Consider the following 1,179-nt stretch of genomic DNA (forward strand, 5'->3'; position numbering starts at 1 on the left):
CAGGACAGTGAAACGACTTTGCGCCGATGATAGTGCGGGTTCCCGTGTGAAAGTAGGTCATCGTCAGGCTCTTACAGCCCAAACCGCCCCGACATCCAACGATGTCGGGGCGTTTTGCTTTGGGGAAGAAAATTTCTCCTGCAAACCTTCGCTAGACGTAGCCTGCTTGGTTGAACCAGTCTCCAGTCAGGTACGCCCCTTGGCCTCAGGCCCACGCCTGACAACGCATTGCAGGCTTTAATGCGGCGCTGTTCGTCGGCCTCAGGCATTCAACGGACCACGCGACCACGCTGCCATTCCGATCAGCCAGGCCCCGATCCAGGCCAGTTCAATCCGCTCCCAGCCCAGCGGATACGCTACGATTGACGTTACGTCAACGTCAGCGAACCCTCCCCACCACCGCAGCCGCTGACAGGGATGGATCTCCACTCCACGAGTCTCCCCCACCTCCTATGGCCGCCACCACCTACACCATCAGCGACCTCGCCAAAGAGTTCGACCTCACCACCCGCGCCATGCGCTTCTACGAAGACATGGGCCTCCTCCAACCACAACGCGCTTGTTTGAAGCTTTCTAGGAAGTGAATTAATTTAAAGATGCCATCGGCAGCGCGGAAAAGACTGCTACAATCATGGATTCTTCGGAGGGGTGCCCGAGTGGCTAAAGGGGGCAGACTGTAAATCTGTTGGCTTACGCCTACACTGGTTCGAATCCAGTCCCCTCCACCAAATGTAAAGCGGCGCTTCGGCGTCACGCGGAGTCTGCAAGGCGATGCGGGAGTAGTTCAATGGTAGAACCCTAGCCTTCCAAGCTAATGACGCGGGTTCGATTCCCGTCTCCCGCTCCAGTTTGCAGTTTGCAGTTGGTTGTTGGTTAGTCTCGAGAGTGTGTGATCTTCTCGAAATGCCCATGTGGCTCAGTGGTAGAGCACTCCCTTGGTAAGGGAGAGGTCGCGGGTCCGATTCCCGCCATGGGCACCAGATTCAAGGTGTGCGCAGTGAAAAACGTGCGAGCACCCATGTTGTATTGGTGTAATTTTTTTCGGAGTCGAAAAAATGGCAAAAGGTAAGTTCGAACGTACCAAGCCCCACGTGAACGTGGGCACCATCGGTCACGTGGACCATGGCAAGACGACGCTGACGGCGGCCATCGCCACGGTGCTGTCCTCCAAGTTCGGCG

At 56.7% G+C, this 1,179-nt stretch carries 1 protein-coding gene, 3 tRNA genes and 1 pseudogene; all 5 read left to right on the forward strand.

Features of this window, described 5'->3' with window-relative positions; translation table 11 throughout:
• Positions 1–452 precede the first annotated feature (452 nt).
• A pseudogene (locus tag AVME950_RS24210) lies at positions 453–557 on the forward strand (MerR family DNA-binding transcriptional regulator); the annotation flags it as partial.
• Between the two features lie 85 nt (positions 558–642).
• Positions 643–728: transfer RNA gene (locus tag AVME950_RS24215), tRNA-Tyr, on the forward strand.
• A 45-nt stretch (positions 729–773) separates the two neighbouring features.
• Positions 774–847: transfer RNA gene (locus tag AVME950_RS24220), tRNA-Gly, on the forward strand.
• Between the two features lie 58 nt (positions 848–905).
• Positions 906–980, forward strand: a tRNA-Thr gene (locus AVME950_RS24225).
• Positions 981–1,055: 75 nt separating this feature from the next.
• The coding region (locus AVME950_RS24230) for a GTP-binding protein (RefSeq protein WP_284410709.1) at positions 1,056–1,179 on the forward strand (124 nt) is incomplete at its 3' end.

It is taken from the genome of Acidovorax sp. SUPP950 (assembly GCF_030158935.1).
Lineage (GTDB): Bacteria > Pseudomonadota > Gammaproteobacteria > Burkholderiales > Burkholderiaceae_C > Paracidovorax.